The sequence below is a fragment of the Hyphobacterium marinum genome, from assembly GCF_036330325.1.
In the GTDB taxonomy this organism is placed as follows: domain Bacteria; phylum Pseudomonadota; class Alphaproteobacteria; order Caulobacterales; family Maricaulaceae; genus Hyphobacterium; species Hyphobacterium marinum.
Window position 1 is genome coordinate 187,375 of record NZ_JAZDRO010000005.1, and the last position, 26,287, is coordinate 213,661.

26 protein-coding genes are annotated in these 26,287 nt (G+C 65.5%); 20 read left to right on the plus strand and 6 right to left on the minus strand.

The window, feature by feature from the left end; translation table 11 throughout:
- Positions 1-49 precede the first annotated feature (49 nt).
- Complete coding sequence (locus V0U35_RS12360) at positions 50-451, plus strand: c-type cytochrome (protein ID WP_330197034.1); 402 nt, start codon at positions 50-52, stop codon at positions 449-451.
- A gap of 41 nt (positions 452-492) precedes the next feature.
- On the opposite strand, the gene V0U35_RS12365 is transcribed toward V0U35_RS12360, so the two are convergent.
- The gene (locus V0U35_RS12365) at positions 493-1,329 is read right to left on the minus strand and encodes a uracil-DNA glycosylase (RefSeq protein WP_330197035.1); all 837 of its coding nucleotides are present in this window, start codon (positions 1,327-1,329) and stop codon (positions 493-495) included.
- Positions 1,330-1,419: 90 nt separating this feature from the next.
- Between V0U35_RS12365 and V0U35_RS12370 the strand changes: the two genes are divergently transcribed.
- The 4 genes from V0U35_RS12370 to V0U35_RS12385 are packed head-to-tail and all read left to right on the plus strand — an operon-like array spanning position 1,420 to position 6,805.
- Complete coding sequence (locus tag V0U35_RS12370) at positions 1,420-3,090, plus strand: electron transfer flavoprotein-ubiquinone oxidoreductase (RefSeq protein WP_330197036.1); 1,671 nt, start codon at positions 1,420-1,422, stop codon at positions 3,088-3,090.
- Positions 3,091-3,132: 42 nt separating this feature from the next.
- Entirely contained in the window at positions 3,133-4,875 is a 1,743-nt protein-coding gene (locus V0U35_RS12375) for a tetratricopeptide repeat protein (RefSeq protein WP_330197037.1), read from the plus strand.
- Positions 4,872-5,747, plus strand: a complete 876-nt coding sequence (locus V0U35_RS12380) for a 4-(cytidine 5'-diphospho)-2-C-methyl-D-erythritol kinase (RefSeq protein ID WP_330197038.1) — start codon at positions 4,872-4,874, stop codon at positions 5,745-5,747. Before V0U35_RS12375 ends, V0U35_RS12380 begins: the two co-directional genes overlap by 4 nt.
- Before the next feature lie 50 nt (positions 5,748-5,797).
- Positions 5,798-6,805: an MraY family glycosyltransferase gene (locus V0U35_RS12385; protein ID WP_330197039.1), complete on the plus strand. Its 1,008-nt coding sequence runs from the start codon at positions 5,798-5,800 to the stop codon at positions 6,803-6,805.
- Here the strand turns inward: V0U35_RS12385 and V0U35_RS12390 are convergent, their stop codons facing one another.
- Positions 6,806-7,825: a polyprenyl synthetase family protein gene (locus V0U35_RS12390; RefSeq protein ID WP_330197040.1), complete on the minus strand. Its 1,020-nt coding sequence runs from the start codon at positions 7,823-7,825 to the stop codon at positions 6,806-6,808. It abuts the gene before it with no gap.
- Positions 7,826-7,875: 50 nt separating this feature from the next.
- Between V0U35_RS12390 and V0U35_RS12395 the strand changes: the two genes are divergently transcribed.
- From V0U35_RS12395 to V0U35_RS12415, 5 genes are all read left to right on the plus strand, one after another.
- On the plus strand, positions 7,876-8,160 hold the full coding sequence (locus tag V0U35_RS12395; RefSeq protein WP_330197041.1) for a putative signal transducing protein: 285 nt from the start codon (positions 7,876-7,878) through the stop codon (positions 8,158-8,160).
- The gene (locus V0U35_RS12400; RefSeq protein ID WP_330197042.1) at positions 8,160-8,891 is read left to right on the plus strand and encodes a tRNA1(Val) (adenine(37)-N6)-methyltransferase; all 732 of its coding nucleotides are present in this window, start codon (positions 8,160-8,162) and stop codon (positions 8,889-8,891) included. Before V0U35_RS12395 ends, V0U35_RS12400 begins: the two co-directional genes overlap by 1 nt.
- Before the next feature lie 178 nt (positions 8,892-9,069).
- A complete protein-coding gene (locus V0U35_RS12405) occupies positions 9,070-10,245 on the plus strand; it encodes a PA0069 family radical SAM protein (protein WP_330197043.1) in 1,176 nt (391 codons plus the stop codon).
- Positions 10,246-10,345: 100 nt separating this feature from the next.
- On the plus strand, positions 10,346-10,921 hold the full coding sequence (gene rnhB / locus V0U35_RS12410) for a ribonuclease HII (protein WP_330197044.1): 576 nt from the start codon (positions 10,346-10,348) through the stop codon (positions 10,919-10,921).
- A 115-nt stretch (positions 10,922-11,036) separates the two neighbouring features.
- Complete coding sequence (locus V0U35_RS12415; protein ID WP_373696410.1) at positions 11,037-12,071, plus strand: site-specific DNA-methyltransferase; 1,035 nt, start codon at positions 11,037-11,039, stop codon at positions 12,069-12,071.
- Here V0U35_RS12415 and mutY read toward each other — a convergent pair.
- A complete protein-coding gene (gene mutY, locus V0U35_RS12420) occupies positions 12,068-13,117 on the minus strand; it encodes an A/G-specific adenine glycosylase (RefSeq protein WP_330197046.1) in 1,050 nt (349 codons plus the stop codon). The two genes, V0U35_RS12415 and mutY, sit on opposite strands and share 4 nt — an antisense overlap.
- Positions 13,118-13,178: 61 nt before the next feature.
- On the opposite strand from mutY, the gene V0U35_RS12425 reads away from it, so the two are divergent.
- From V0U35_RS12425 to V0U35_RS12465, 9 genes are all read left to right on the plus strand, one after another.
- Positions 13,179-13,694 (plus strand): DciA family protein, encoded by a 516-nt coding sequence (locus tag V0U35_RS12425; RefSeq protein WP_330197047.1) that lies wholly within the window; start codon positions 13,179-13,181, stop codon positions 13,692-13,694.
- 5 nt (positions 13,695-13,699) lie between these two features.
- Positions 13,700-14,548 (plus strand): DsbA family protein, encoded by an 849-nt coding sequence (locus tag V0U35_RS12430; RefSeq protein WP_330197048.1) that lies wholly within the window; start codon positions 13,700-13,702, stop codon positions 14,546-14,548.
- Positions 14,549-14,552: 4 nt separating this feature from the next.
- A complete protein-coding gene (locus tag V0U35_RS12435; protein WP_330197049.1) occupies positions 14,553-15,269 on the plus strand; it encodes a thioredoxin domain-containing protein in 717 nt (238 codons plus the stop codon).
- A 72-nt stretch (positions 15,270-15,341) separates the two neighbouring features.
- Positions 15,342-18,773, plus strand: a complete 3,432-nt coding sequence (gene smc, locus V0U35_RS12440; protein WP_330197050.1) for a chromosome segregation protein SMC — start codon at positions 15,342-15,344, stop codon at positions 18,771-18,773.
- 119 nt (positions 18,774-18,892) lie between these two features.
- On the plus strand, positions 18,893-19,237 hold the full coding sequence (locus tag V0U35_RS12445) for an AtpZ/AtpI family protein (protein WP_330197051.1): 345 nt from the start codon (positions 18,893-18,895) through the stop codon (positions 19,235-19,237).
- 12 nt (positions 19,238-19,249) lie between these two features.
- Positions 19,250-20,017 (plus strand): F0F1 ATP synthase subunit A, encoded by a 768-nt coding sequence (locus V0U35_RS12450; protein WP_330197052.1) that lies wholly within the window; start codon positions 19,250-19,252, stop codon positions 20,015-20,017.
- A gap of 38 nt (positions 20,018-20,055) precedes the next feature.
- The gene (locus V0U35_RS12455) at positions 20,056-20,280 is read left to right on the plus strand and encodes a F0F1 ATP synthase subunit C (RefSeq protein WP_330197053.1); all 225 of its coding nucleotides are present in this window, start codon (positions 20,056-20,058) and stop codon (positions 20,278-20,280) included.
- 44 nt (positions 20,281-20,324) lie between these two features.
- Positions 20,325-20,900 (plus strand): F0F1 ATP synthase subunit B family protein, encoded by a 576-nt coding sequence (locus V0U35_RS12460; RefSeq protein ID WP_330197054.1) that lies wholly within the window; start codon positions 20,325-20,327, stop codon positions 20,898-20,900.
- Between the two features lie 3 nt (positions 20,901-20,903).
- Positions 20,904-21,401 carry a F0F1 ATP synthase subunit B family protein gene (locus tag V0U35_RS12465; RefSeq protein ID WP_330197055.1) on the plus strand — a complete coding sequence of 166 codons (498 nt, stop codon included), beginning with the start codon at positions 20,904-20,906 and terminating at the stop codon, positions 21,399-21,401.
- A 75-nt stretch (positions 21,402-21,476) separates the two neighbouring features.
- Here V0U35_RS12465 and V0U35_RS12470 read toward each other — a convergent pair whose 3' ends face one another.
- Positions 21,477-21,767 carry a hypothetical protein gene (locus V0U35_RS12470; protein WP_330197056.1) on the minus strand — a complete coding sequence of 97 codons (291 nt, stop codon included), beginning with the start codon at positions 21,765-21,767 and terminating at the stop codon, positions 21,477-21,479.
- A gap of 338 nt (positions 21,768-22,105) precedes the next feature.
- On the opposite strand from V0U35_RS12470, the gene V0U35_RS12475 reads away from it, so the two are divergent.
- Positions 22,106-23,185 carry an acyltransferase family protein gene (locus V0U35_RS12475; protein ID WP_330197057.1) on the plus strand — a complete coding sequence of 360 codons (1,080 nt, stop codon included), beginning with the start codon at positions 22,106-22,108 and terminating at the stop codon, positions 23,183-23,185.
- On the opposite strand, the gene gcvPB is transcribed toward V0U35_RS12475, so the two are convergent.
- Both gcvPB and gcvPA read right to left on the minus strand, forming a co-directional pair.
- Positions 23,182-24,729 (minus strand): aminomethyl-transferring glycine dehydrogenase subunit GcvPB, encoded by a 1,548-nt coding sequence (gene gcvPB, locus V0U35_RS12480; RefSeq protein ID WP_330197058.1) that lies wholly within the window; start codon positions 24,727-24,729, stop codon positions 23,182-23,184. The genes V0U35_RS12475 and gcvPB overlap by 4 nt on opposite strands.
- Before the next feature lie 142 nt (positions 24,730-24,871).
- Positions 24,872-26,221 carry an aminomethyl-transferring glycine dehydrogenase subunit GcvPA gene (gene gcvPA / locus V0U35_RS12485; RefSeq protein ID WP_330197059.1) on the minus strand — a complete coding sequence of 450 codons (1,350 nt, stop codon included), beginning with the start codon at positions 26,219-26,221 and terminating at the stop codon, positions 24,872-24,874.
- Between the last annotated feature and the right edge of the window lie 66 nt (positions 26,222-26,287).

Genomic DNA, 26,287 nt, shown 5'->3' on the forward strand with positions numbered 1-26,287 from the left:
GACCCGGATGACGTGCCACCTCCCCCCGGCCCGTCGCTGGGCGCTCGCAATGACCGCCGTGATTGCGAGCATGGCTGCCGGCTTTACGCCGGCAGCCGCCCAGGACGTGGCTGAAGCCAACCCGCTCCTGACCGGTGACCTGACAAGAGGCGAACGCCTTTACCGGCAACGCTGCGCCGCCTGCCATGCGCTGGATGCCAATCGCGCCGGACCCTCCCACCGCGGCGTCGTTGGACGCGAGGCCGGCACCGTCTCTGGCTATCGATACACGGCTGCCTTGCGTGACTCCGGTCTCATCTGGACACCCGAAGCACTCGATGAGTGGCTCGCCAATCCCCCTGCCATGGTGCCGGGCACATCAATGGGCGTTCGCATCCCCAACGCGCAAGCCCGGGCCGATATCATAACCTGGCTGGCCGAACAGACGGATCCGCCGTCCGAAACGGACTAGACTTGGCGCACCGTCCGCCACACTGGGGTGGACCACCGCTGTCAGGACGCTGGCTCCTCCAGTCTTCCCTGAATTTCCAGCAAGTCCGCCCACGCCTTCGCCTTTTCCTGCGGGCGGCGCAGGAGGAAAGCCGGGTGGAAGATCGGCATCGTGTCGACGTGCTCGCCAGGCTCGAAGTTTTCGTCCTTCAGCCGGTATTCCGCCCAGCGGCCCCGCAGCCGCATGATCCCGGTCGAGGCGCGCAGGAGCGCCTGCGCCGAAACCCCGCCCGCCAGCACCAGGATTTTCGGCTTCACCAGTGCGATATGCCGCTCGATGAAGGGCAGGCAAAGCGCCACCTCGTCGGCTGACGGATTGCGGTTCCCGGGCGGGCGCCAGTTGACGATGTTTGAGACGTAGAAATCTTTCTCGCGGTCGAGCCCGATGGCAGCGAACATCCGGTCGAGCAATTGCCCCGACCGGCCCACGAAGGGTTCACCCTGTTCGTCCTCCTCGCGGCCAGGGGCCTCGCCGACAATCATCAGATCGGCCTTTGGATTGCCGCGCGCGAAAACCGTGTTGCGCGCCGTGCGTTTCAGCGCGCAGCCTTCAAAGGCTTCGATGGCCGCCTTCAGTTCGGCGAGCGTCTTGGCCGCACCAGCGGCCTTTCGGGCATCCGCCTCGCTGCCACCCGAATCACCGAAGCCGGCGGCCTGGGCCGCGGCGGCCGTGGCAGGCCGGGGGGCGGCCCGTTCTTGCGGCTTGGGAACGGCACGCGCGGGCGCAGCGGGCTGGCGCCGGGGCAAGGGATCAGACTCGATACCCATCTCGGCCCACCAGGCGGCGAGGCTTCGATACGCCTTTTCGCGATCATCTTCGGGGCTTTGCGTGGACGACATCACAACGGAGACCTAGCTTGAAGCCGCAAACCTAAGCTAAGACGGGGCAGAGGCGAAACCGCTTCGCCAGCAAACAGGAGACGAGCGCACATGGCCGACACAGGCGTCGAACGCGAATCCATGGATTATGACGTCGTCATCGTCGGCGGCGGCCCGGCGGGTCTGGCCGCCGCGATCCGCCTGAAACAGATGGCCGTCGAGGCCGGGACCGAGCTCAACGTCGCGCTCCTGGAAAAAGGCGGTGAGATCGGCGCGCACATCCTCTCCGGCATCGTCATGGACCCCAAGGCCATCGACGAATTGATCCCGGACTGGAAGGAGAAGGGCGCGCCCATCGACACGCCCGTCACCGACGACAAATTCCTGGTCCTGTCAGAAACCGGGGCGACCGCGCTTCCGACCTTCGCCTTCCCGCCGCTGATGAGCAATCACGGCTGCTATACCGGCTCGCTCGGCGCGATGTGCAAATGGATGGCCGACCAGGCCGAGGCTCTGGGCGTGGAAATCTATCCCGGCTTCCCCGCTGCCGACCTCGTCATCGAAGACGGCGTCGTGAAAGGTATCGTGACCGGTGATTTCGGTGTCGCGAAGGATGGCAGCCAGAAAGACGGCTACCAGCCCGGCATGGAATTGCGCGGTAAATATGTGCTGATCGCGGAAGGCGCGCGCGGCTCGCTCGCCAAGCGGCTGATCGCCGACTATGGGCTTTCCGAAGGCCGCGAACCGCAAAAATATGGCATCGGCCTGAAAGAGCTGTGGCGGGTGAAGCCCGAACACCACAAGCCCGGTCTCGTCCAGCACACGATGGGCTGGCCCCTGACCAGCGACACCGGCGGCGGCAGCTTCCTCTATCACTGGGGCGACTGCATGGTGTCGGTCGGCTTTGTCGTCCACCTCAATTACAAGAATCCATACCTCTCGCCATTTGGCGAATTCCAGCGCTTCAAGACGCATCCGAAGATCAAGGGCGTGTTCGAGGGGGCCGAGCGCCTCAATTACGGTGCGCGGGCGATTACCGAAGGCGGCTATCAGTCGGTTCCGAAACTGGTCTTCCCCGGTGGCGCGCTGATCGGCTGTTCGGCCGGTTTCGTGAACGTGCCCCGCATCAAGGGCAGCCACAATGCGATGAAGACCGGCATGCTCGCCGCCGAGGCCGCCTTCGAGGCGATCGGAGCCGGGCGCGAAGGCGACACGCTGGACGCCTATGAAGCCGCCTACGCGGACTCCTGGGTGGCGAAGGATCTGAAGAAAGTCCGCAATGTCAAACCGCTCTGGTCGAAATTCGGCGCGGTGATGGGTGTGCTTTTTGGCGGCATGGACATGTGGACCAACACGCTGTTCGGGTTTTCCGTCTTTGGCACGATGAGCCATGGAGGCACGGATGCCGAGGCGCTGGAACCGGCGGAGAAACACACGCCGATCGATTATCCCAAGCCCGATGGCGTGCTGACCTTCGACCGCCTCTCCTCGGTGTTCATTTCCAACACCAATCACGAGGAAGACCAGCCCGGACACCTGAAGCTGAAAGACCCGGCGCTGCAGAAGGCGAGCGAGTGGGATGTCTATGCGGGGCCCTCGACACGGTATTGCCCGGCAGGGGTCTATGAGTGGGTCAAGGATGAGCAGTCCGGCGAGATGACCTTCGTGATCAACGCGCAGAACTGCGTCCACTGCAAGACGTGCGACATCAAGGATCCCAACCAGAACATCAACTGGACGACGCCCGAGGGCGGCGGCGGTCCCATCTATGTGAACATGTAGAACCGCGCGCCGCGCTTGCCTAAAACGCGCCGGGGTTCCAGCATGCGGGCCATGAAACACCTGTTGCGCCTTTGCCTGACGGGCGGGCTAAGCCTCGCCGCTGTTGCCTGTTCGGCCACGGCAACCGGACCCTTCATGGCCGCCAGTGAGGACGAGGAACGCTCGGCATACGGGGCCTATCTGGCCGCTCGCATGGCGGGGTCGGAACGCGATACCCGCAACGCGTCCGACTATTATGCCCAGGCGCTCGATCGCGCGCCGGACAGCGGCTTCCTTCTGGAACGCGCCTTCATTGCCGCGCTGATGGCCGGGGATACCGACCGCGCCGTCGAAACCGCCGGCGACGCCGCCCGCGCGGCTGACGAAAGCCGCCTCGCCCGGCTCTTCCTGGCCGCCGATGCCCTCGCCGAGCGCCGCTACACGCAAGCGGCAGGCTGGCTGGAAACGGACGGCTTTGGTCCCTTCAATGCCTTTCTGGCCGACGTGCTGGGCGACTGGTCGAATGCCGGTCTCGGCAATGCGGAAACGGCAATTGCGCGGACCGAAAGCGAGCCGCCCCCCAGCTTTGCCCTGGCCTTCCAGACGCTGCACCGGGCCATGCTGCTCGAAGAGGCCGGACGGTTCGAGGAGGCCGGAACGGTCTACTCGGCCGCGATGAACCAGACCCCCTTCCGCCGGATGGCGGTGGAAATGCTCGGGGCCAATCTGGAACGGCGCGGCCAGCGCGAGGACGCCCGCACGCTCTACCAGAGCTATCTCGCCAGCGAGCCGTTCGAGCCGACGATTACAGAGGCCCTTGCACGGGTTGAGGCCGGACGGCGAGCGCCGCGCCCCCTGACCATCCAGCAGGCCGCAGCTCGCGCTATCTATGGGCCGGCCGCGCTCTTCGCCTCACAAGCGGAGATGGACCTGGCGGTGATCTATCTGCGCCTCGCCCAGCGTCTTGACCCCGACTATGCCTCGACCCGAGTCCTGCTCGCCGCGACACTGGAACGCCTCGAACTGCACGACGCCGCGCTGGCTGAATATGCCGCCGTGCCGGAAGGCCCGTTCAAGCGCTCGGCCGAAATCGACCGCATCTATCTGATCGCACGGACGGGCGATCCCGATACGGCGATGACGCTGGCCCAGGCACTGGTCGCCCGCGACAACGACATCGAGGCGCGGATGATGCTCGCCGACCTGCACCGCTGGCAGGGCAATCTCGAGGAAGCCCAGGCCGGTTATGGCGAGGTCATCGCCGAACGCCTCGCCAACGGCCAGCAGCCGAACTGGCAGCTCTACTATTTCCGCGCTGCGGCGCTGGAGACGCTGGGCCGCTGGGACGAGGCTGAACCGCTCTTCCTCGCCGCGCTGGAGATCGCCCCCGGCGAAGCGCAGATCCTCAACTATCTCGGTTATGCCTGGGTCGTCCGTGGCCAGAACATCGAGGAAGCCTTCACCATGATCGGCCGCGCCGTCGCGATGGAGCCCGATGCCGGCTATATCATCGACAGTCTGGGCTGGGCCCACTATGTGCGTGGCGATTACGCCGAGGCCGTGACCCATCTCGAACGCGCCGCCGCCCTGTCGCCCGACAGTCCGACCATCAATTTCCACCTCGGTGATGCCTATGCGCAGGTGGGCCGCCATCTCGAAGCGCGCTTCCAGTGGCAACGAGCCCTGGAGCTCGACCCCGACGAGGAGGAGATCGAGGCCCTCCATGCCCGTCTCGAGACCGGACTGCCGGCCGATGCCGCGGACGATACGGCGGTCGTGGAAAGCCAGGTCAACAACGAGCCGTGATCAGCCAGTTCGCGCCGGCCAAGGTCAATCTGACCCTTCACGCCGGTCCGGTCCGGGACGACGGTTACCACCCCCTCGACAGCCTTGTCGTCTTTGCCGACTGGGGCGATCACCTCGCCGCTGTCGCCTCTGACAAGCTGGAACTCACACTCTCCGGGGAAGGCGCGGAGCAACTCGAGGCCGAGGGCAACAATCTCGTCCTGCGCGCCGCCGAGGCGCTGCGCAAGGCCGCGCGCCTGCCGGTGTTTGCCGGCGCGAAACTGCATCTGACCAAGGCGATCCCGATGGGGGCCGGGCTGGGCGGCGGATCGAGCGATGCAGCCGCCACGCTGCGCGCGCTCAATCGGCTCTGGCATCTCGACTGGCCGCTCGACCGGCTGATACCGGTCGCCGCAGAAATCGGGTCGGATGTCCCCGCCTGCCTGCACGCCCGGCCGCTGCGCATGACGGGCCGGGGCGAGATCATTGAAGCGCTTAAAGTCTGGCCTGTTCTCGATGCGGTGCTTTGCCTGCCCGGTTTGCAGGTCCCGACCGGCAAGGTGTTCGCCGCATTCGACACTGGCGAGCCGACCGCTCTGCCCCCGCCGGGCGATCTGCCCTCCGCCAAGACGGCCAAGGACGCGCTCGCCGTCGCAGCGGCGGGCCGGAACGACCTTGAACGTGCCGCCATCAGCGTGGAGCCACGAATCGGCAATGTGCTGGCCGCGCTCAATGGCGCTCCGGCGGCGCGCCTTGCCGGCCTGTCCGGTTCAGGGTCCACCTGCTGGGCGCTGTTCGACAGCCGGGCGCAGGCGAAAACCGCAGCTGAAGCCCTCGCCGCCGCTCATCCCGAGTGGGTCTTCAAGCCTGTTCGGCTTGCGGGCACACGCTAGGCCCATGACACCTCTTACGAAAACCGTCCGCGCGGTGTAGGAGGCTCGCCATGATGGCAATCCTGATGGCTTCACTGGTTCTGGCCTTCGCCACCGCCCTGACTAGCGGCGTCCTGGTGATCCGCGCCGGTGTGCTCGATCATCCCAATGCCCGCTCCAGCCACGAGCGCCCCACCCCGCGCGGTGGCGGTCTGGCCGTCATGGCCGGAGTTGGATTGGGAGGCTTGTTATTGGCTCTGACGGGTCAGGCCGGTCTGGACCTCGTCCCCGTCCTCGGCGCGGCGCTGGCGGCCGGGGCGCTGGGCCTCGCCGATGACCTGTTCGCGCTGGGGGCCAAGGAAAAATTCGCGATCCTGCTGGCCATATCGCTCTCAGCCGCCTTCGCCATCGGACCGGTGACCGTGCTCGATTTCGGCCCGGTCGGATTGCCGCTCGGCTACTGGATCGGGATTGGCGGTTCCGCCCTGTGGATTTTTACGGCTGCGAATGCGGTCAACTTCATGGACGGATCGGACGGATTGATCGCGGCCGCCCTAATCCCCGCCAGCGTCGGCCTCGGGCTTGTCAGCGGTGAGATGACGGGCTTCCTCCTCGCCGCGTCGATGGCGGGCTTCCTCTACTGGAACCGCCCGCGGGCAAAACTTTTCCTTGGCGATGCCGGGTCGCTCTTCGCCGGGACACTCTTCGCCAGCGCAGCCCTGGCTGCAGTCAACGGACCAGGTGGCGTCAGCGTCTGGATCGCGCCCCTCCTCGTCCTGCCGCTTCTGGCCGATGTCCTCCTGACGCTGGCGGCCAAGCTGCGCGCGAAGAAGCGCCTGTCGGAAGCTCATCGCAGCCATGCCTACCAGCTCCGTCTGCGGATGGGCGAAAGCCACCTGCCCGTCGCGGCCTTTTTCGCCTTTTCCGGACTGATGATCGCGCTGGCGTCCTTTTCGGCGTCGCGGATCGGCGGCGTCGCGCCAATCCTGACCTTCCTTGTGATGACAGCGACGTTCAGCTGGTATCAGGTCCGGGTCCGGGCGCGCGCGAAGGCGTCGGGTCTCGACCTGACGGAATAATCAGTAGACGCGGTCGACGACGAAGTCGGCAAGGTCGCCCAGCGCCTGCTTCCAGACATTATCCGGGAAGATTGACAGCGCTTCGCGGGCGGTCGTGGCATGAACCCGGGCCGCTTCCAGCGTGGCATCAAGTGCGCCATGGGTGACGATGATTTCCTGCGCGCGCTCGAAATCGCCCTCGCGCTGGTCCTTCTGCGCGATGACGCGTTCCCAGAACTCACGCTCGTCGGCGGTCGCGTTTTCCAGCGCCAGGGCGACCGGCAAAGTCACCTTGCTTTCGCGGAAATCGTCGCCGGTATTCTTGCCGAGATCGGCGTCGAACCCGCCATAGTCGAGCATGTCGTCCACCAGCTGGAAGGCGAGACCGATTTCCCGGCCATAGGTATCCAGCGCAGCGATCTCGGCCTCGGACCGGTCAGCAATAATGCCAGACACTTCGGCGGCAGCGGCAAACAGGGCCGCCGTCTTGGCTTCGATAATGGCGCGGTAGGATTCGACCGACACGTCGATATCGCCGGCGGCAGCAAGCTGGCGCACCTCGCCCTCGGCGATGATGCTGGCGGCGCGCGACAGCGAGTGCAGCGCGCTCAGCGAGCCGGCATCGACCATCAGCATGAAGGAGCGCGCGAACAGGAAATCGCCCACCAGCACGCTCGGCGCATTGCCCCAGACCACATTGGCGGCCTTCTTGCCGCGCCGCAGCCCGCTTTCATCGACGACATCGTCATGAAGCAGCGTCGCGGTGTGGATGAATTCAACTGCCGCAGCGAGTTTGAGCTGGGCGTCGCCCTCATAGCCGAGCATGCGCGCGCTCGCGAGCGTGATCAGGGGACGGATCCGCTTTCCGCCCGCCTCGACGAGGTAATGCGCGAGCTTCGGGATCAGGGGCACGGGACTGCCCATGCGCTCCAGGATCAGGGCATCGACCTCGCGCATGTCGTCCCAGGCGAGGGATGCGAGCCGCTCGGCCGCATTCGTCTCCTGCCCGGCGCTCTTGTCGGCCTTGACGCTGATATCCAAGATTTCGCCTCTTAAGAAGCCATTGGCTTGTTCGGTGCCAGACAATAGGAATGGCCGCCGCGCGCGGCAAGCGCCGGACACTGCGCCTATGGTCGCAGCCGGTCAGGAGAATGGGCATGAAGGAAATCCTGCGAACCAATGATCCGGTGAAACTCTCCTTTGCGCAGGCCGTGATGAAGGAAATCGGCGTGGAATGCTTCGCGCTCGATGGCGGCATGTCAGGGCTCTACGGCAACGGACTGCCTTTCATCGAACAGCGCCTGATGGTCGATGACCGCGACGCCCACCGCGCCCGGACCGCGCTCGAACAGGCGCTAGCGGACAACGGGTCCTGATGGCGACGACCTGCGATCTTTTCCTCGACGGTCAGGTGTCCGTCAGCCAGCCCGCTGACGGCTTCCGCGCCGGTATCGACGCGGTCCTGCTCGCGGCCGCCCTATCGGCCAAGCCGGGAAGCCTGGTTCTCGATGCGGGATGCGGCGCGGGAACGGCGATGCTGTGCGCGGCGCACCGGATGACGGAGTGCCGGTTTCTGGGCCTTGAAATTGACCCGGCCATGGCCGCGCTGGCGCGCCGGAATATCGAGGCCAATGTCATGACCTCCCGTGTCGAAGTCATCGGAGGCGATGTCGCTGATCCGCCAGATCTGCCAACAGTCAACCGGGTCTTCTTCAACCCGCCTTTCTTCGATGATCCGTCCGCGCTACGCGCCCCGAAACCCGGCAAGCAGGCCGCCTACACCTCGCCAACGGCCAATCTTGAGGCCTGGATAAGACTCACCCGACGCGTACTGCGCCCCAAGGGCCGCGTTGTGCTCATCCACCGCGCCGATGCGCTCGGCGATGTCCTCGCCCTGATTGGCAAGGGTTTTGGTGATGTCGCGATCAAGCCGATTCAACCCCGCCCCGGCAGCGATGCCAAGCGGGTCATCATCTCGGCAAAGCGCGGCTCGAAATCCCCGCTCCGCCTCCTCCCGCCGCTGGCCCTGCATGACGATGCCGGCGGCAAGTACAGCGCCAAAGCGGAGGATATTCTGCGCGGGCGCGCCGTCATCGAGATGGGATAAAGCGGTGTACGGGGATTCCCCGGACACGCCGGGGAATGACGCCCACCAAGCATGCCACCCTGATGGCTTCGCCATCCTCCCTCCCCTCGAGGGGAGGGATGGGGTGTGGTGTGTCTGCCTGTGGATATTAACCCATTTGTTCTTGTTCTGTTCCGCTCTCCCTGCCATGGTTCAGGGCATGAACCGGCACACACTCATCGACCGAACACCAGAACCGCGCCGCGTCCCTGATTCGGATTGTTCCGAAGTTGCGTCCGGCAATCCGACGGCCTGCCTCGGGGCACTGCCCCCGCCCCTGCAGCCACGGGGACGCGGCGCGCGCTCCAATGTCACCGGCCGGTATGAGAGCTATGGCTACGAGCTGTTCGACGACGGCTGGACCGAAGCCGACCCGATGCCGAAACAGCTGCGCACCGTGACCATCAAGGACACGTCACGCACCATCGTCACCAGCAACAACTCGCCCGACATTTCCTTTTCGCGCTCGGTCAATCCCTATCGCGGCTGTGAGCATGGCTGCATCTATTGCTACGCAAGGCCCAGCCATGCCTATTGGGGCTATTCGCCGGGCCTCGATTTCGAAAGCGTCATCTTCGTCAAACCCGATGCGCCAGCCCTGCTCGAGAAACAATTCTCAAGCCCGCGCTATGTCCCCGAGCCCATCGTCATCGGGGCCAATACCGATCCCTACCAGCCGCGCGAGCGCGACCTGCAGACCACGCGCGAGCTGTTGAAAGTGTTCGCGCGCTACAACCACCCGGTCAGCTTCATCACCAAGTCGGCGCTGTGCCTGCGCGATCTCGATATTCTCGCGCCGATGGCCAAGAAAGGCCTTGTGCGGGCGGCCATCTCGGTGACCACGCTCGACCGGCGTCTGGCCCGGGACATGGAGCCGCGCGCCGCAACGCCCGGAAAGCGGATCGAGGCGATCCGGGGTCTCGCTGATGCCGGTATTCCGGTGACGGTAATGGCCGCGCCGATGATCCCGGCGCTCAACGACCGCGAACTGGAAGCCATCCTCGAGGCAGCCGCCGGGGCCGGAGCGATGACGGCCGGCTATGTGCTGCTGCGCCTGCCGCTGGAGATCAAGGACCTGTTCAAGGAATGGCTGGCGACGACGCGGCCCGATGCGGCCAGCCATGTCATGTCACTGGTCCGTCAGACCCGTGGCGGCAAGGAGTATGACACCGCCTGGGGCAAGCGCGGACGCGGGGACGGGCCTTATGCCAAGCTGCTCGCCGCACGCTTCCGCAAGGCGGTCGCCCGCCTGGGGCTCAACCGCCCGGCCCGGGGCCTGCGTATGGATCTGTTCGAACGCCCGCTGGGGACGGCGACCCAGGCCAGCCTGTTCTGATTTCCGTCCGGCGTCATCGCCCGGCTTGCCGGGGTGTTGTCGTTGCGGCAGAGATGCCCCGGACAGCCGCAAGCCACGTCGGGACATGACGCAGAATTGAATGGACATTTCGCCAATCATAGCCGGGATTGACGAGGCAGGCCGCGGGCCGCTGGCCGGGCCGGTCGTCGCCGCGGCGGTGATCCTCGATCCGGCGCGCCCGATCGAGGGACTGGCGGACTCCAAGAAACTCAGCGCGAAACGCCGCGAGGCGCTGGCCGGACTGATCCGCGCGAACGCCATCTACGCTGTTGGTATTGCCGAACCGGAAGAGATCGACCGGCTGAATATCCTGCACGCCACCATGGCGGCCATGTCACGGGCCGTTTGCGCTTTGCCTGTCCGGCCCGACCGGGCCCTGATTGATGGGAATCGCGTTCCCGACGGCCTGCCCTTTGACGCGGACTACGTGATTGGCGGCGATGCCATCGAGCCGGCAATTTCGGCGGCCTCAATCATCGCCAAGACGGTCCGCGACCGGCTCATGACCGACGCCGAACAGCGGTTTTCCGGCTACGGTTTCGCTGGTCACAAGGGCTATGGCGCGGCGGCCCACATGACCGCGATCCGCACGCTCGGCCCCTGCCCGATCCACCGGCGCAGCTTCGCTCCCATCCGCCAGGGGCGGCTCGTTTAACCGCCCGTTAGGCATGTGAACCGAGAATCCGGCCCCAAGAACAAGCGGATGGAATGGGGCGTTCAAGGTGAAACTTCCAATAGATCAGATTGTCGTGGGCGACTGTGTGGCCAGCATGAAGGCCCTGCCCGACGCGTGCGTTGATCTCGTCTTCGCCGACCCGCCCTACAATCTCCAGCTCGGCGGCGAACTGCACCGCCCGGACAATTCCCGTGTCGATGGCGTTGATGCCGAGTGGGACCAGATCGGCAATCACGACGATTACGACCTGTTTTCGTGCGCCTGGATGGAAGAGGCGAGCCGTATCCTGAAGCCCGACGGGGCGATCTGGGTGATCGGCAGCTATCACAACATTTTCCGGCTCGGCACCTTCCTGCAGGACATGGGCTTCTGGATCCGCAACGACATCATCTGGCGCAAGTCCAACCCGATGCCGAATTTCAAGGGCACGCGCTTCACCAATGCGCACGAGACCCTGATCTGGGCGACCAAGACCAAGGACGCGAAGCCGACCTTCAACTACGCCGCGATGAAGGCGCTGAATGACGGCGTACAGATGCGGTCCGACTGGACCTTCCCGATCTGCTCGGGGGCAGAGCGGCTGAAACTGGAAGACGGCAAGAAGGCGCATCCGACCCAGAAGCCCGAAGCTCTTCTGCACCGGGTCCTGCTGGCAACGACCAACCCGGGTGACATCGTGCTCGATCCCTTCTTCGGCACCGGCACGACGGGCGCAGCGGCGCGGCGTCTGGGACGCCATTTCATCGGCCTGGAACAGGACATGAATTACGCCGAGATCGCGCGCGGACGCATCGCGGCGATTGAACCGGGCAGTGCGGACGCCATCGACGTCACCAAGTCCAAACGCGCTGAAGTGCGTATCGCCTTCGGCTCGCTGGTCGAAAGCGGGCTCGTGAAAGCCGGCGACAAGCTCTACGACGCCAAGGGCCGCGCCCGGGCGACGGTGCGCGCCGACGGCTCGATCAAGGCGGGCGACAAGACCGGCTCGATCCACCAGATCGGCGCGCTCGTGCAGAACGCCCCGTCCTGCAATGGCTGGACCTTCTGGCACTTCCGCTCCGGGGACGGGCTTGCCCCCATCGACGAGCTGCGCGCCAAGGCCCGCAAGGCGCTCGCCGACCTCGGCTAATCGGCCACAAGCGCCACGACTTTTCCAAACAGGCTGGGCAATGCCTGCCCGTCCATGTCCGCACGCGCTACGAAACGCCCGTCCGGCGGTTGCCAACCTTCTGGCGCTTCGGCCCGGACGACGGCGAGGTCGAGCGTGAAATGGGTAAAGACGTGCCGCACCGTCCCGCAGGGCTGCCAGTTCGCGGCAAACGGCGGCGCATCAGCCGGCGCGGCCTCACCCCATTCGGTCGAGGGGACTTCCATCATCCCACCGAGCAGCCCTTTTTCCGGACGCTTGCGCAGCCAGATCGCACCGCGCCGCGTCACGGCGTAGGCAATGCCGCGCCGGACCGGCTTTCTCGTCTTCACCAGCTTGCGCGGATAGTCGATTTCCACGCCCGCGGCATGGGCCGCGCAATGGGCGGCCCACGGACAAGTCGCGCAATCAGGAGATCGAGGTGTGCAAACCGTCGCGCCGAGATCCATGATCGCCTGCGCATAGTCGCCAGGCCGGTCTGGGTCCGCCAACACCGCCGCCCGCTTGCGGATATCCGGCTTGGCTTTCGGCAAGGGGGTTTCAATACGGAAAAGCCGGGTCAGGACCCGCTCGACATTGCCATCCACCACGCTGGCCGGCTTGTCGAAGGCCGCCGCGCGGATCGCATTGGCGGTGTAGTCGCCAATACCCGGCAGGGTGCGCAGCGTGTCGAGGTCATCCGGGAAACGGCCCGCCATCTCCCCGGCCACCATCCGTGCGCAAGCCAGCAAATTGCGGGCGCGGGCGTAGTAGCCAAGCCCCGCCCAGGCGGCCATGACGTCATCGTCGTCGGCCTCGGCCAGGGCCTCGACCGTCGGCCAGCGCTCCAGGAAGCGGTGCCAGTACGGAGTCGCATGGGGAACCGTGGTCTGCTGGAGCATGATCTCTGACAGCCAGACGGCGTAGGGATCGGCGACAGCCCCCTTCGCGCGATCCTCTGGCCGCAATCGCCACGGCAAGGTCCTGCCCGACCGGTCGTACCAGTCCAGCAGCGCTGTTCTCAATTGGGAGACTGCCAGCTTGGTCATTGGTGCTACTATTGCGGCCTTGTCACTTGTGTGGGTACGGCTTCCCGGAGACGATGGCAGCATGACCAGACCCCCTCGTCCGTCAACGCTGGAAAGCGCCGCCTCACGTTACCTCAACGCGCGCCGCGGACGGCAGGCCTGGTCCGGGCCACCATCGGTCAGCCGGGCCGTGGCCAAGGTGATAAAGCCTCTCTCGGCCCGATTTGGTCCGGGTGTTGATGCCCTGGCCGAACGCTGGACCGAGATTGTCGGCGAACGGCTATCGGCATGGAGCGCGCCTGACGCCATCCGGGGCAATACGCTGTTCATCGTCGCCAAGGGTCCGGCCGCAGCCATCATCGAGGCCGAGGCCGCCCGGATACTTGAACGCGTCGGCGATTTCGCCGGCACACGCGCACCGACCCGCCTGCGCGTCCGCCAGGGCAATCTGCCCGGCCCGGCGCGTCCTGCTCCGCCCTTGCGTACGAGCGGCGGCAACCTGCATAAAGACGTAGAGAGACAACCCGCCGACAGACTAGGGTCGGCGCTGGACCGTTTTGACCGCGCCGTGCGCGCGAAGACCGACACAGGGGAATGACGAGCATGCTGACCAATCGCCGGATTCTGACCGCAGGCCTTCTGGCCGCCGCCACCGCCCTGACCGCCTGCGGCGGGGGCGGGTCTTCAGACACCGGCCGCACCGCCTACGAACGGGATACGGACCGTTCGCGGGGCTCCGCTGACGCACCGGTCACGGTCATCGAATACGCCTCGGTCGCCTGCCCGCATTGCGCGGATTACCACGAGAGCGTCTATCCGATGGTCGAGGAAGAATTCATCGAGACCGGCCAGGTCCGCTATGTCTTCCGTGAAATGATCACCGGTTCACGCCCGCTCGCCGTGACCGGTTTCATGCTGGCCAATTGCGCCCCTGATGACCGCTATTTCGACATGCTGGACCTGCTGTTCCAGCAGCAACGCGCCATCTTCACCAGCGCCCAGCGCCCCGGCGGCGCGTTGGAGGAATACCGCACGATAGCCCGCGCGGTCGGCATGAGCGATGCCGAATTCACTGAATGCCTGAACTCGACCGAGCGGCGCGACGAAGTGCTCGACGCTCACCAGCGCGCGGTCGATGACGACATCCAGTCCACGCCGACCTTCATCATCAACGGTGAATTGCTCGACACCCGCCGCGGTGACGGCATTGTCATCTACACGCTCGGCGGCGAACCGCTGATGATCGACGGCGAAACCGTCCCGGCGCTGCAGAATGAATCCACCTTCCGCCGCATCCTGAACCATGTCGTGGCCGAGGCCGGCGGAACGCCGTCGCCCGACATGCCGACCGATGGCGAGATGGATAGCGACATGCCTGAAGTCGAGGAGAACGACGACAGTGCGCCGCAATCGACCCCGGTCGATGACACCGAATCCGGCGACGAGGGCTGATCACATGCTGTTTCGGACCGGCCTTGCTGCCCTCGCGCTCCTTTTCACGGCGGGCGCGTCTGCCCAGGATATCGCACCGCGCGGCGAAGAGCGCCCCGGGGACTTCGCGCTCGGCGACCCCGATGCGCCCGTTCTCCTGATTGAATACGCCTCGGTTGCCTGCCCGCATTGCGGGACCTGGTACAACAATGTCTGGCCCGCGGTTGAGGAAGACTACATCAACACCGGCCGGGTCCGTTTCGTGACCCGCGAGATGCTGACCGGCTCCGCACCGCTTGCGCTGGCCGGCTTCATGATGGCGCGCTGCGCCGCCGACAACCTCTATTTCGATGCACTCGACCTGCTCTTCACCCAACAGGGCGAGATTTTCCAGGCCGCGCAAAGCGAAGGCGGTGCCCTGCCGGTCTATCTCCAGATCGCCGCTGCAGTCGGGCTGAATGAAAATGATTTCACGACCTGCCTCAATAACGACCTTGTCCGGACGGCCGTGATCGCCGCGCACGAACAGGCGGTCGCGGACGGCATTCCGGCAACGCCGGCTTTCATCATCAATGGCGTGCTGGTGACGACCGAGCATGATCATAGCGGTGAGAGCCACGGCTTTATCTATATGGCCGACGGCGAGCCGCTGCTGATCGATGGTGAGCAGGTCCCTGCAACGGTAGAGGCAGACAGCTTCACCCGAATCATTGACTATTTCGAACAGCAGAACCGGGACTAACGCCGGTACGCGCAAATTGGGGGTATGCGGACGGGTCTTGATGGGCCGGATCGCGCATGAGGCGGAGGCCGGGTGAAGTTCACCACGCTCAAACTCGTGGGCTTCAAGTCCTTTGTCGATCCGACCGAGCTTCGGATCGATCCCGGACTCACGGGCGTCATCGGCCCCAATGGCTGCGGCAAATCCAACCTTCTCGAAGCCCTGCGCTGGGTCATGGGGGCCACGTCGGCCAAGTCCCTGCGCGGCTCGGGCATGGAGGACGTGATCTTCTCCGGGACCGACGCGCGGCCTTCGCGTGAACGCGCGGAAGTCACGCTCGGGATCGACAATTCGGACCGCACGGCTCCCCCTCGTTTCAACGATCATGTCTCGCTCGACGTCATCCGCCGCATCACGCGCGGCGCGGGTTCGGCCTACAAGGTCAATGGCGAGGATGTTCGCGCCAAGGATGTCCAGCTGCTCTTTGCCGACGCCGGGACCGGTGCGAATTCGCCCGCGCTCGTTCGCCAGGGCCAGATCAACGAGCTGATCGCCGCCAAGCCGGAAAATCGCCGCCGGGTGCTCGAGGAAGCCGCAGGCGTTTCGGGTCTGCGCGCACGCCGTCACGAATCCGAACTGCGCCTGAAAGCCGCCGAAACCAATCTCGACCGGTTACAGGATGTCGTCGACGACCTGGAAGTCCGCTTCGAGGCCCTGAAGAAACAGTCCCGCCAGGCTGCACGCTACCGCAACCTGTCCGGCGACATCCGGGCACTGGAAGCCGCGCTCTGGCTGCAGCGCTACCGCACGGCCAATGCCGCGCTCGACACCGCAAAAGCCGCGCTCGCCGAAAGCGAAGCCGCCGCCGAAGAGGCCATGCGCGCTGCTGCATCGGCCAGCACCGCTGCCGAAGAGGCCGGTGCCGGTCAGGGTCCGGCCCGGGAAGCCGAAGCCGAAGCCAGTGCCGCCCTGCGCCGGCTGGAACGTGAGCGTGACACGCTCGTGCGCGATGCCGCCGAGGCCGAACGCGCGGTCGAGGGGCTGAAGAACCGGCTTGTTGAACTGGCCGCCTCGGTCGAACGCGAAACCGCGATCCGTGACGATGCCGAAGCGCGGCGGGCCGCCAGTGCCGAGGAAATCGCCCGGCTGGAGTCCGCCGAAGCCGAAGAAACGGCCATACTGCAGAAGACCGCCGCTGCCCGGACCGACGCCGAAGCCAGGCGCACCGAGGGCGACGCCACCCTCGATGAAGCCGCCCGAATGCTTGCCGAAGCGCGGGCGGCCCGCGATGCCGCCGAACGCGAACGCGATGCGGCGTCTGCCCGTCTTGCCCGGCTGAACACGGCCTTCGAGACCGCCCGTGCCGCCCACGCCGCCCTCGGCGAGGCCGGTCTGGGTCTCGACTTCGACCCTGAAGAGGTCGACCGCCTGCAGGCCGCTGCCGATGCGGCCCGCGCGGCGCACGAACAGGCCGAGATCGCCCGCCGCGAAGCCGAAGGACGCGAGCGCGACGCCAATGAGGCCCGCCGCGAGGCCGAGGGTGAGCGTTCGGCTCTGGAACGCGAGATCGCCGCGCTGGAACGCATGCTCGCCCAGGAGGCGGTGGAGAACCGCGCGCTTGACGCCATCAAGGCGGCACCCGGTTATGAAAAGGCGCTCGGTGCCGCGCTTGGCGAGGATTTGGAAGCATCGCTCGACGCCGGGGCCGCCCGCGCCTGGTCAAAGGGCCGTGTCCGCGCCGAGGATTTGCCCGCGGGCTGCGAACCGTTAAGCGATCATGTCGATGCGCCCCCCGCACTCGCCGCACGCCTCGCCGCGATCGGTGTGGTCGATGCCGACGGAGCCCCTGCGGCCATCGCCGGACTGAAACCGGGTCAGCGTCTCGTTAGCAAGGCCGGCGATCTCTGGCGCTGGGATGGCTATACCGCCCGCGCTGATGCGCCCTCGCCAGCCGCAGCGCGCCTGGAACAACTCAACCGACTCGATGCCGCCCGCGCCGAAGCGGAAGCCCTCGCCCCGCGCATCGCCGACGTCCAGAAGCAGGCCGAGCTGGCGCGCGCCGCGCTCGAAACCGCCCGCGGTAACGAAGCCGAAGCCCGGCGCGCGATCGCGCCGGCTGAAGCGGCAGCGCGGGACGCGATGAATTCGCTCGCCGCTGCCCGGGAATCCGCCGCCCGCGATGCCGAACGCCGCAGCGCACTGGAAGCCGAGATCGAACGCCTCTCCGGCGAGATCGCGGAAAGCGAAGCGGCACTGGAAGCCGCTTCCGCGACGCTGGCCAATCAGGACGATCATTCGAAGGCCGAAGCCGACCTCGAGGCCGCGCGCGCCCGGGCCGAAGCCGCCCGCCGCGAGGCCGACGAGGCGCGCGGGGCCGATGAGGCCGCCAAGCGGGACGCGGAAACCCGCCGCAACCGCCTCGCCCAGCTGGCCCGCGAGCGCGACGACTGGTCCCGCCGCAGCCAGTCGGCGGAAGAGCAGATCAATGCGTTGGGTGCCGAGGACGACAAGACCCGCGCAAGCCTCGCCGACGCCGAATCGCGCCCGGGTGAGGTCGCCGCGGCGCTCGATGCCCTGTCCGAAGCGCTGAGTGCTGCAGAGACTGCGGCCGCTGCCGCCCGGGAATCCGCGCTGGATGCCGAGAACCTGGCCAAGACCGCCGATACCGCTGCACGCGCCGCCGAACGCGAAGCCTCCGCTGCGCGCGAAGCCCGGGCCGCTGACCAGGCTCGCTTGACCGCTGCGCGTGAACGGATCGAGGAGACGCTGGGCCGCCTCGTAGAAGCCTGCGGAGCCGAGCCGCAAGAGCTGGAAGCCAAGGTCGATGAGGCGCTGCTGCGCTTTGACCCCGACGAGCTCGACCGCCGGCTTGATGCCGCGCGGCAGTCCCGCGAACGCCTCGGTGCGGTCAATCTGCGCGCGGACGAGGAAGCCACCGAGCTGGAAACCCGCCGCGACGAACTGGTCAAGGAACGCGACGACCTGGTCGCGGCCATCGACCGGCTGCGCAAGGGCGTCGATTCGCTCTCGCGCGAGGGGCGTGCTCGCCTGCTCGAAGCCTTCGAGCGCGTGGATGCTCACTTCCGCAAGCTGTTCGAGACCCTGTTCGAGGGCGGCCGCGCCGAATTGCGCCTGACCGAGAGCGACGATCCGCTGGAAGCCGGTCTGGAAATCTTCGCCTGCCCGCCGGGCAAGAAGCTGGAGAACATGTCGCTCCTGTCTGGCGGCGAGCAGGCCCTGACCGCCTGCGCCCTCATTTTCGCGGTCTTCCTGTCAAACCCGGCACCGGTCTGTGTGCTTGATGAGGTCGATGCGCCGCTAGACGATGCCAATGTCGACCGCTTCTGCCGGATGCTCGACGAAATGCGCCGCATGACCGAGACGCGATTCCTCGTCATCACCCACAACCCGCTGACCATGTCGCGCATGGACCGGCTCTACGGGGTGACGATGGCAGAACGCGGCGTTTCGCAGCTGGTCTCCGTCGATCTCGCCGGAGCCGAGCAACTGATTGCCGCGGAATAGAAATAACACCGTATTTTCAATCGCTTATGTCCGCACCCCGTTTGCTTGACAGGGGATAGGGCCGAGTCTAGCTTGCGCGCGCTCGCAAGGGGGTTCCTTAAGCGGGCAGATCGATGGCTATGCCCGAACGAGACGACGCAACGCGCCAACCTTCCCGACACGCGGATCTCCAGGATCTCGACCGCCGACTGAGCGCGAAACTCGCCGCCCGGAAGCCGGAAAAAGACGACGGACCCAGCGAGACCGGAAAGGCCTGGACGACCGCGATCAAGCTGTCGGGCGACCTCCTTGCCGGCCTGTTTGTCGGTGGGGGACTGGGTTGGGGCATCGATCGGCTGGCCGGGACCGCCCCCTGGGTGATGCTGGCCGGGCTGGGAATTGGCTTCGTGGCCGGGTTGCGCAATCTGCTGCGCACGGCCAGACAGATAGAACACGAACGCCTGTCAGGCGATCGAAACGAGTGACGGAACGACGCGATGGCGATGCTTGAAACCGATCCGATGCACCAGTTCGAGGTGCAGCCGATCCTGCCGCTGCCCACGGTTTTCGGTATCGATCTGACGATCACCAACACCGCGACGATGATGATCATCATCGTGCTGCTGGTCGCCGGAGGCCTGTCGCTGCTGATGGGCAAGCGCGCCCTCGTCCCCGGACGCGGCCAGTCGATTGCCGAACTCCTTTATGAATTCGTCGCCGACATGGCGAGCTCGATCATGGGCAAGGACGGGATGAAGTTCTTCCCGTACATCTTCACCCTCTTCATCTTCATCTTTGCGGCGAACCTGCTGGGCCTGATCCCGGGCATGTTCACCGTGACCAGCCACATCATCGTCACGCTGGCGCTGGCCATGACCACGATCGCCATCGTGCTGTGGGTCGGCTTCACCAAGAACGGCCTGGGCTTCCTGAAGCTTTTCGCGCCGTCGGGCCTGCCCTGGTGGATGTATCCGATCCTCGTTCCGATCGAGGTCGTCTCCTTCCTGTCGCGTCCGTTCAGCCTGGCCATCCGTCTGTTCGCCAACATGCTGGCCGGCCACATCCTGCTGAAACTGTTCGGTGGATTCATGATCTCGCTGGTCGCCGCGCTCGGCTTTGCCGCCGGTGGCGCGCTGGCCCTGCTGGCGCTGGGGATCACCACGGCGGTGACCGGCCTGGAATTCCTGGTCGCCTTCCTTCAGGCCTACATCTTCTCGGTGCTGTCCTGCATCTACATCAATGATGCCTTGCACCCGTCTCACTAACCCTTCAAACGACACATATCATTCAAGGAGCTTTTGATATGGAACTCGACGCAGCCAAACAAATCGGCGCTGGTATTGCCGCCATCGCCCTGGGTGGTGCCGGTGTGGGTATCGGTACGATCTTCGGCAACTACCTCGCCGGTGCCCTGCGCAACCCGTCCGCAGCCGCGGGCCAGTTCACCAACCTGCTGATCGGCTTCGCCCTGACCGAATTCACCGGTCTGCTGGGCTTCGTCGTCGCGATGATCATCCTGTACGGTTGATCCTTTAGACATTCGCGCGAACTCGTAACCAAAGGACGCTCGCCATGATTACGGCGCTGCTTGCCTCGATTTTGGCCCCCGGTGAGGGAGCTGACGCCGCTCACGCGGAAGACGCCGCGCACGGTGCAGGCGGCCTGCCCCAGCTCGACCCGTCGAGCTGGCCGGGCCAACTGTTCTGGCTCGCCGTCACATTCGGCCTGCTCTTCTTCCTGCTGTCGCGGGTGGTGCTGCCGAAGATCGCGACCACGATCGAGAACCGCCGCGACCGTATCGCGGACGACCTCGATGCGGCGGCCCAGAACAAGCGGGAAGCCGACGAGGCCGTGGCGGCCTATGAGCGTCAGCTTGCCGACGCCAAGGCCAAGGCCCATGCCATTGCGGCCAAGAACAAGGCCAAGGTGGACGCAGAGATCGCCGAAGAAAGCGAAGCGGCCGAGGCCGAAGTCGCGGCACGTCAGGCGGCTGCCGAAGCGCGCATCACGGAGATGCGCACCGAAGCACTGGCCCACGTCAAGGATGTCGCCGCGGAAACCGCGTCCGTTCTGGTGGAAACCCTGACCGGCACCGCGCCGGACAAGAAGTCCACCACTGCGGCCGTCAAATCGGTTCGTCAGGGGTAAGCCATGCACTTTGATTACTTCCTGCATCCGGGCAGCGATCCGACCTTCTGGGTCTTTGTCGCCTTTGCCATCGTCGTGGCCATCGCGCTTTTCGTGCGGATTCCGGCCCTGATCGCCAAACAGCTCGACGCACGGTCCGACGCGATCCGTAACGAGCTTGAAGAAGCCCGCCGCCTGCGCGAAGAAGCCCAGGAAATGCTGGCCTCCTATCAGCGCAAGCAGCGTGAAGCCGAAGCCGAGGCCGAAGGCATCGTCGCCCAGGCCAAGAAGGACGCCAAGGCGCTCGCCGCCACTGCGCGGACCGAGCTGGCCGAGCGCATCGAGCGCCGTACCGCCATGGCCGAAGCCCGCATTGCCCAAGCCGAGGCCCACGCCGCTGCCGAGGTGAAGGCGCTGGCCGCTGACCTGGCTGCCGATGCGGCCGCCAAGCTGATTGCGGACAAGGGCGCGAAGACCGACCTCAAGGCTGATCTGAAGGCCATCGAGGACCGGCTGAACTAGACCTCAGCACAAACAATCAAAATTAAAGCGGCCCGGCGGGATCTCCCTCCGGGCCGTATTCTTGTTGGCGTTTCGCTATTCGGCGGGCGCTTCGTCCTTGTCGCCAAACAGGCGGCGAACGCGCTGCCACAGCCAGGGCCAGCGCTTCAACAGTGCGACAATGGCGGTGTGGGCTGTCTTGGAACAGGCCGCGAGCATCAACGTCCCGAGAATCAGGAGCGGCAGACCGAGCGGGATCGGCGTAATCGCGAACGGAATGGCGATGAACATCAACGCCAGACCCAGCGCAGCGCCGATCATCCGGAACACCGTGACAATGGCGTTCCCGATCGGATTGCGTTTCATGCCGTTCAGCGTCTCATTCATCGTTCTGCCACTCATTCCCGGCCATGTGCGTGCCGGACCCTCCCCTAGATGGGTCGCCTTAGCCGCCGGACAAGTCCGGCGATAGGGCGATCACGCCACATAAGCAGTGGAAAACGACCGCTTTACGGCAATTTGTAGTATACAGGAGCGGGATTGGGCCCAGCCCGATCCCCCTGTCTGACCATCGCGCCCCAGGCGGTATGCAACGATTTGACTCGATCCAGGCTCTCCGGGCCATTGCCGCATTCGCCGTCATGGCCGGTCAAAGAGCACATGCGGCGCGTAGACCTGACGACAAACCCCGCTAGACTTGGGGAGGGACGAGGGGGGAGGACGCGGTGGGACCGTCGCAGCGTATTGATAACATACAGGCCCTGCGTGCGCTCGCGGCGCTTCTGGTCGTGGTCATTCATATCCAGGCCAACGAGTTACGCGCGGCCGGCGATCCCCTGCTTTCCGGCTGGCTCTATCACGGTGTGGCCGGTGTCGACCTGTTCTTCGTGATTTCCGGTTTCATCATGGTGTATGTCACGCGCGGGCGTTTTGCCGAGACGCGAAACGCGCTGCGCTTCTGGTTCGACCGGGCAGTGCGCGTTTACCCGCCGGTCTGGCTCTTCACCGCGCTGGCCATTGCCGGATTCTATGCTCAGGGCACACAGGACTTCTGGTTCAGCCAGTCCGGCGTGGTGGAATCCTTCCTGCTCATCCCGCAACACAATCCACCCCTGCTGGGCGTGTCCTGGACGCTGCTTCACGAGCTCTATTTCTATCTGGTGTTTGGTCTGTTTCTGCTGCCCCGGGAACGCTTCCTGCCCGTCGGTCTTGGCCTCTGGGCCTTGATTGTCGCCGCTGGACTGGCGCTGGGCATCGATAGCACCTCAAATCCCTGGCTGGCCGTGGCCTTTCATCCCCACACCTATGAATTCCTTCTCGGGGCGGCTGCAGCCCTGGTCCTCTACAGGGGGTGGTATCGCTTCCCCTGGCTGATAACCGCCCTGGGTCTGGCCGCATTCCTGACCGGTGCGGTTGTCCTTGGCCTGCGCGGTCCGGACGATTATCCGGCCTGGTGGGGCCGCGTCCTCGCCTTTGGACCGGCATCAGCATTGCTGGTGCTGGGCATGGCGGCGCTGGAGCGCGACCAGGGCGTCCGTGCGCCCGTCTGGACCCGCCGCATCGGCGACTGGTCCTACAGTCTCTACCTGTCACACCTGTTGATCATCGCGGCACTCGCGCACATCTGGACGCGATTTGCCCGCCCCGGCATCGCCGACAATCTCGTCTTCATCACGCTGATGGTGATTGTGCCGGTCGTGTTTGCCGCACTGGCCTACACGTTGTTCGAGCGGCCAACCCTGCGGGCCGGGAAGCGACTGGGCGATCAGATACTGCCCCCTCGCCCCCCGGCTGACCGCAGCTAGTCTTTCGTCCAGCGCAGGACCGGGTTGCGCGCCGCCTGCGTTTCGTCGAGCCGCTTGGCCGGCGCATGGACCGGAGCCGCCTTGAAGCGGTCCGCCTCGCCGGCTTTCGCCGCCTCGGTCAGCGCCAGCATGACGTCGCAGAAGCGATCCAGCCCGTCCTTCGATTCGGTCTCGGTCGGCTCGATCAGCATGGCCCCGTGGACGACGAGCGGGAAATACATCGTCATCGGATGGTAGCCTTCGTCGATCATCGCCTTGGCGAAATCGAGCGTCGTTACGCCGGTGTCTTTCAGGAAGTTGTCGTTGAACAGCGCCTCGTGCATGCACACGCCCTCGAAGGCCGGCGACATCGCCCCTTTGAGGCGAGCGAGAATGTAGTTGGCATTGAGGACGGCATCGCCCGACGCGGCGCGCAGCCCGTCCGAGCCGTGGCTCATCATGTAGGTCAGCGCGCGGGTGAACATGCCCATCTGGCCGTGGAAGGCCGTCATACGGCCGAAGGGTTCGCCTTCTGCGTCCGCGACATGCTCGACCATCTTCCAGCCCTTGCCGTCCTTGACGACGTAAGGAACCGGCACGAAGGGCGCGAGCGCGTCTGAGAAGACCGTCGGACCGGAACCCGGACCGCCACCGCCATGCGGGGTGGAGAAGGTCTTGTGCAGATTGATGTGCATGGCGTCGATGCCGAGATCGCCCGGGCGCACCCGGCCGACGATGGCGTTGAAATTCGCGCCGTCGCAGTAGAAATACCCGCCCGCCTCGTGGATCAGGTCGGCGATCTCGATGATGTCGCGCTCAAAGAGGCCGCACGTGTTCGGGTTGGTCAGCATGATGCCGGCAATGTCGTCGCCGAGCTTGTCCTTCAGTGCCGCCATGTCGACCCGGCCCGTGGCATCCGCCGGGATTTCATCGGTCGTGAAGCCGCACTGAACCGCCGTTGCGGGATTGGTGCCGTGCGCCGATTCCGGCACCAGCACGCGGCGGCGGCCGGATTCGCCGCGCGTATCGAGCGCGGCGCGGATGGCCATCATGCCGCACAGCTCGCCATGCGCACCGGCTTTCGGTGACATCGCAACGCACGGCGTTCCCGTCAGTGTCATCAGCCAGTGGGCCAGCTCACCCATCAGCTCGAATGCGCCCTGAACGGTCGCTTGCGGCTGTAAGGGGTGCACGTCGGCAAAGCCGGGCATCCGGGCGACCTTCTCGTTCAGGCGCGGATTGTGCTTCATCGTGCACGAGCCAAGCGGGTAGAGGCCGAGATCGATGGCGTAATTCTTACGGCTCAGACGCACATAGTGGCGCATGGTTTCCGGTTCGGAGAGGCCCGGCAGGCCAATCTCGGCGGTGCGGTCCAGGCCGCCAAGACGGGTCTTGGTGCCTTTCGGTTCAGGCAGATCGACACCGGTTGTATCCGTCGAGCCGCGCTCGAAGAGGAGCGGTTCGGCCTGATCGAGGCCGCGAGAACCGGAGAACGTATCCTGATAGCCGCCCGGATCAGCGGGCGCTTCGGAGCGGGTCGGGCGGCCTTGCGTATTCATGCTCATGACAGCGTCTCCAAGGCGCGATTCCCTCCCCTTGAGGGGAGGGTAAGGGTGGGGTGAATTTCTTTGGCAGGGCATCCGGGCAAAAGGTTCTCCCCCACCCCGGCCCTCCCCTGCAGGGGGAGGGAGAAGGGTTGCATCATGCTCATGACAGCGCTCCCTTCAGGGCCTTCTCGAAGATGATGAGGTCGTTCTCGGTGCAGACTTCGGTCGCCGCGACGATCAGCACGTCGTCGAGCCCGCCGCCCGGATAGAGGCGCGCGGCCGGCACACCGGCGAGCACGCCCTGCTCGGCCAGCAGATCGACCACGCCCGCGGCCGGTTTCGGCAGGCGCAGCGAGAATTCGTTGAAGAAGGCGTCGGTGAGAAGCTCGACACCCGGGATTCCGGACAGGCGATCCGCGAGGTCGCAGGCCGTCTCGTGATTGATCCGGGCGAGACCCCTGAGGCCCTTCTCGCCCAGAAGCGTCATGTGGATGGTGAAGGCGAGCGCACACAAGCCGGAATTGGTGCAGATGTTCGAGGTCGCCTTCTCGCGCCGGATATGCTGTTCGCGCGTCGAGAGCGTCAGCACGAAGCCGCGCCGTCCGTCGGCATCGACCGTCTCGCCGGCCAGACGTCCGGGAAGGTTGCGGATGAAGTTGCGATCATTTTTACAGGCCAGAAGTCCCACATAGGGGCCGCCGAAATTGAGGCCGACGCCGATGGACTGGCCTTCGCCGACAGCGATGTCGGCACCCATCTCGCCAGGTGATTTGACGAGGCCCAAGGACACCGGCTCGGTGAAGACCGAGATCACCAGCGCGCCATGGGCATGCGCCTTCTCGCAGAGATCGGTGATGTCGTGCAGGCGGCCGAACACGTCCGGCGACTGGACGACGACACAGGCCGTTTCGTCGTCGATCGCGTCGTAGAGCGCGTCGATTCCATTGAGGTCCGCCGGCGTCGAAACCACGTCGATGTCGAGATATTTCGCCTGCGTCTTGGTGGTTTCCGCGTAGTGCGGGTGCAGCGACCCGGCGAGCACGGCCTTGCGGCGCTTGGTAACGCGGCCCGCCATCAGCACGGCCTCGCCGCAGGCGGTCGAGCCGTCATACATGGAGGCATTGGCCACATCCATGCCGGTCAGGAGCGCGACCTGGGTCTGGAACTCAAACAGGGTCTGGAGCGTCCCCTGGCTAATTTCCGGCTGGTAGGGCGTGTAGGCGGTCAGGAATTCCGACCGCTGGATCAGGTGATCCACCGTCGACGGGATGTGGTGCTTGTAGGCCCCGGCCCCGACAAAGAACGGTACCGAAGACGCCGACACGTTCTTGCCCGCCATTTTCCCCAGCGCGCGTTCGACCTGGAGCTCGCTCATGTGGGCGGGCAGAGCGACCGGGTCCTTCAGCCTGGCCGAAGCCGGCACGTCCACGAACAGATCGTCAATGGATTTGACGCCAATCGTGGCGAGCATCTCGGCACGGTCGGCATCGGTCAGGGGAAGATAGCGCATGGGTTTTTATCTCTACCGGTTTACTTTCTCCCCCCGCGTGCGGGGGGAGTGGCCGAAGGCCGAGGG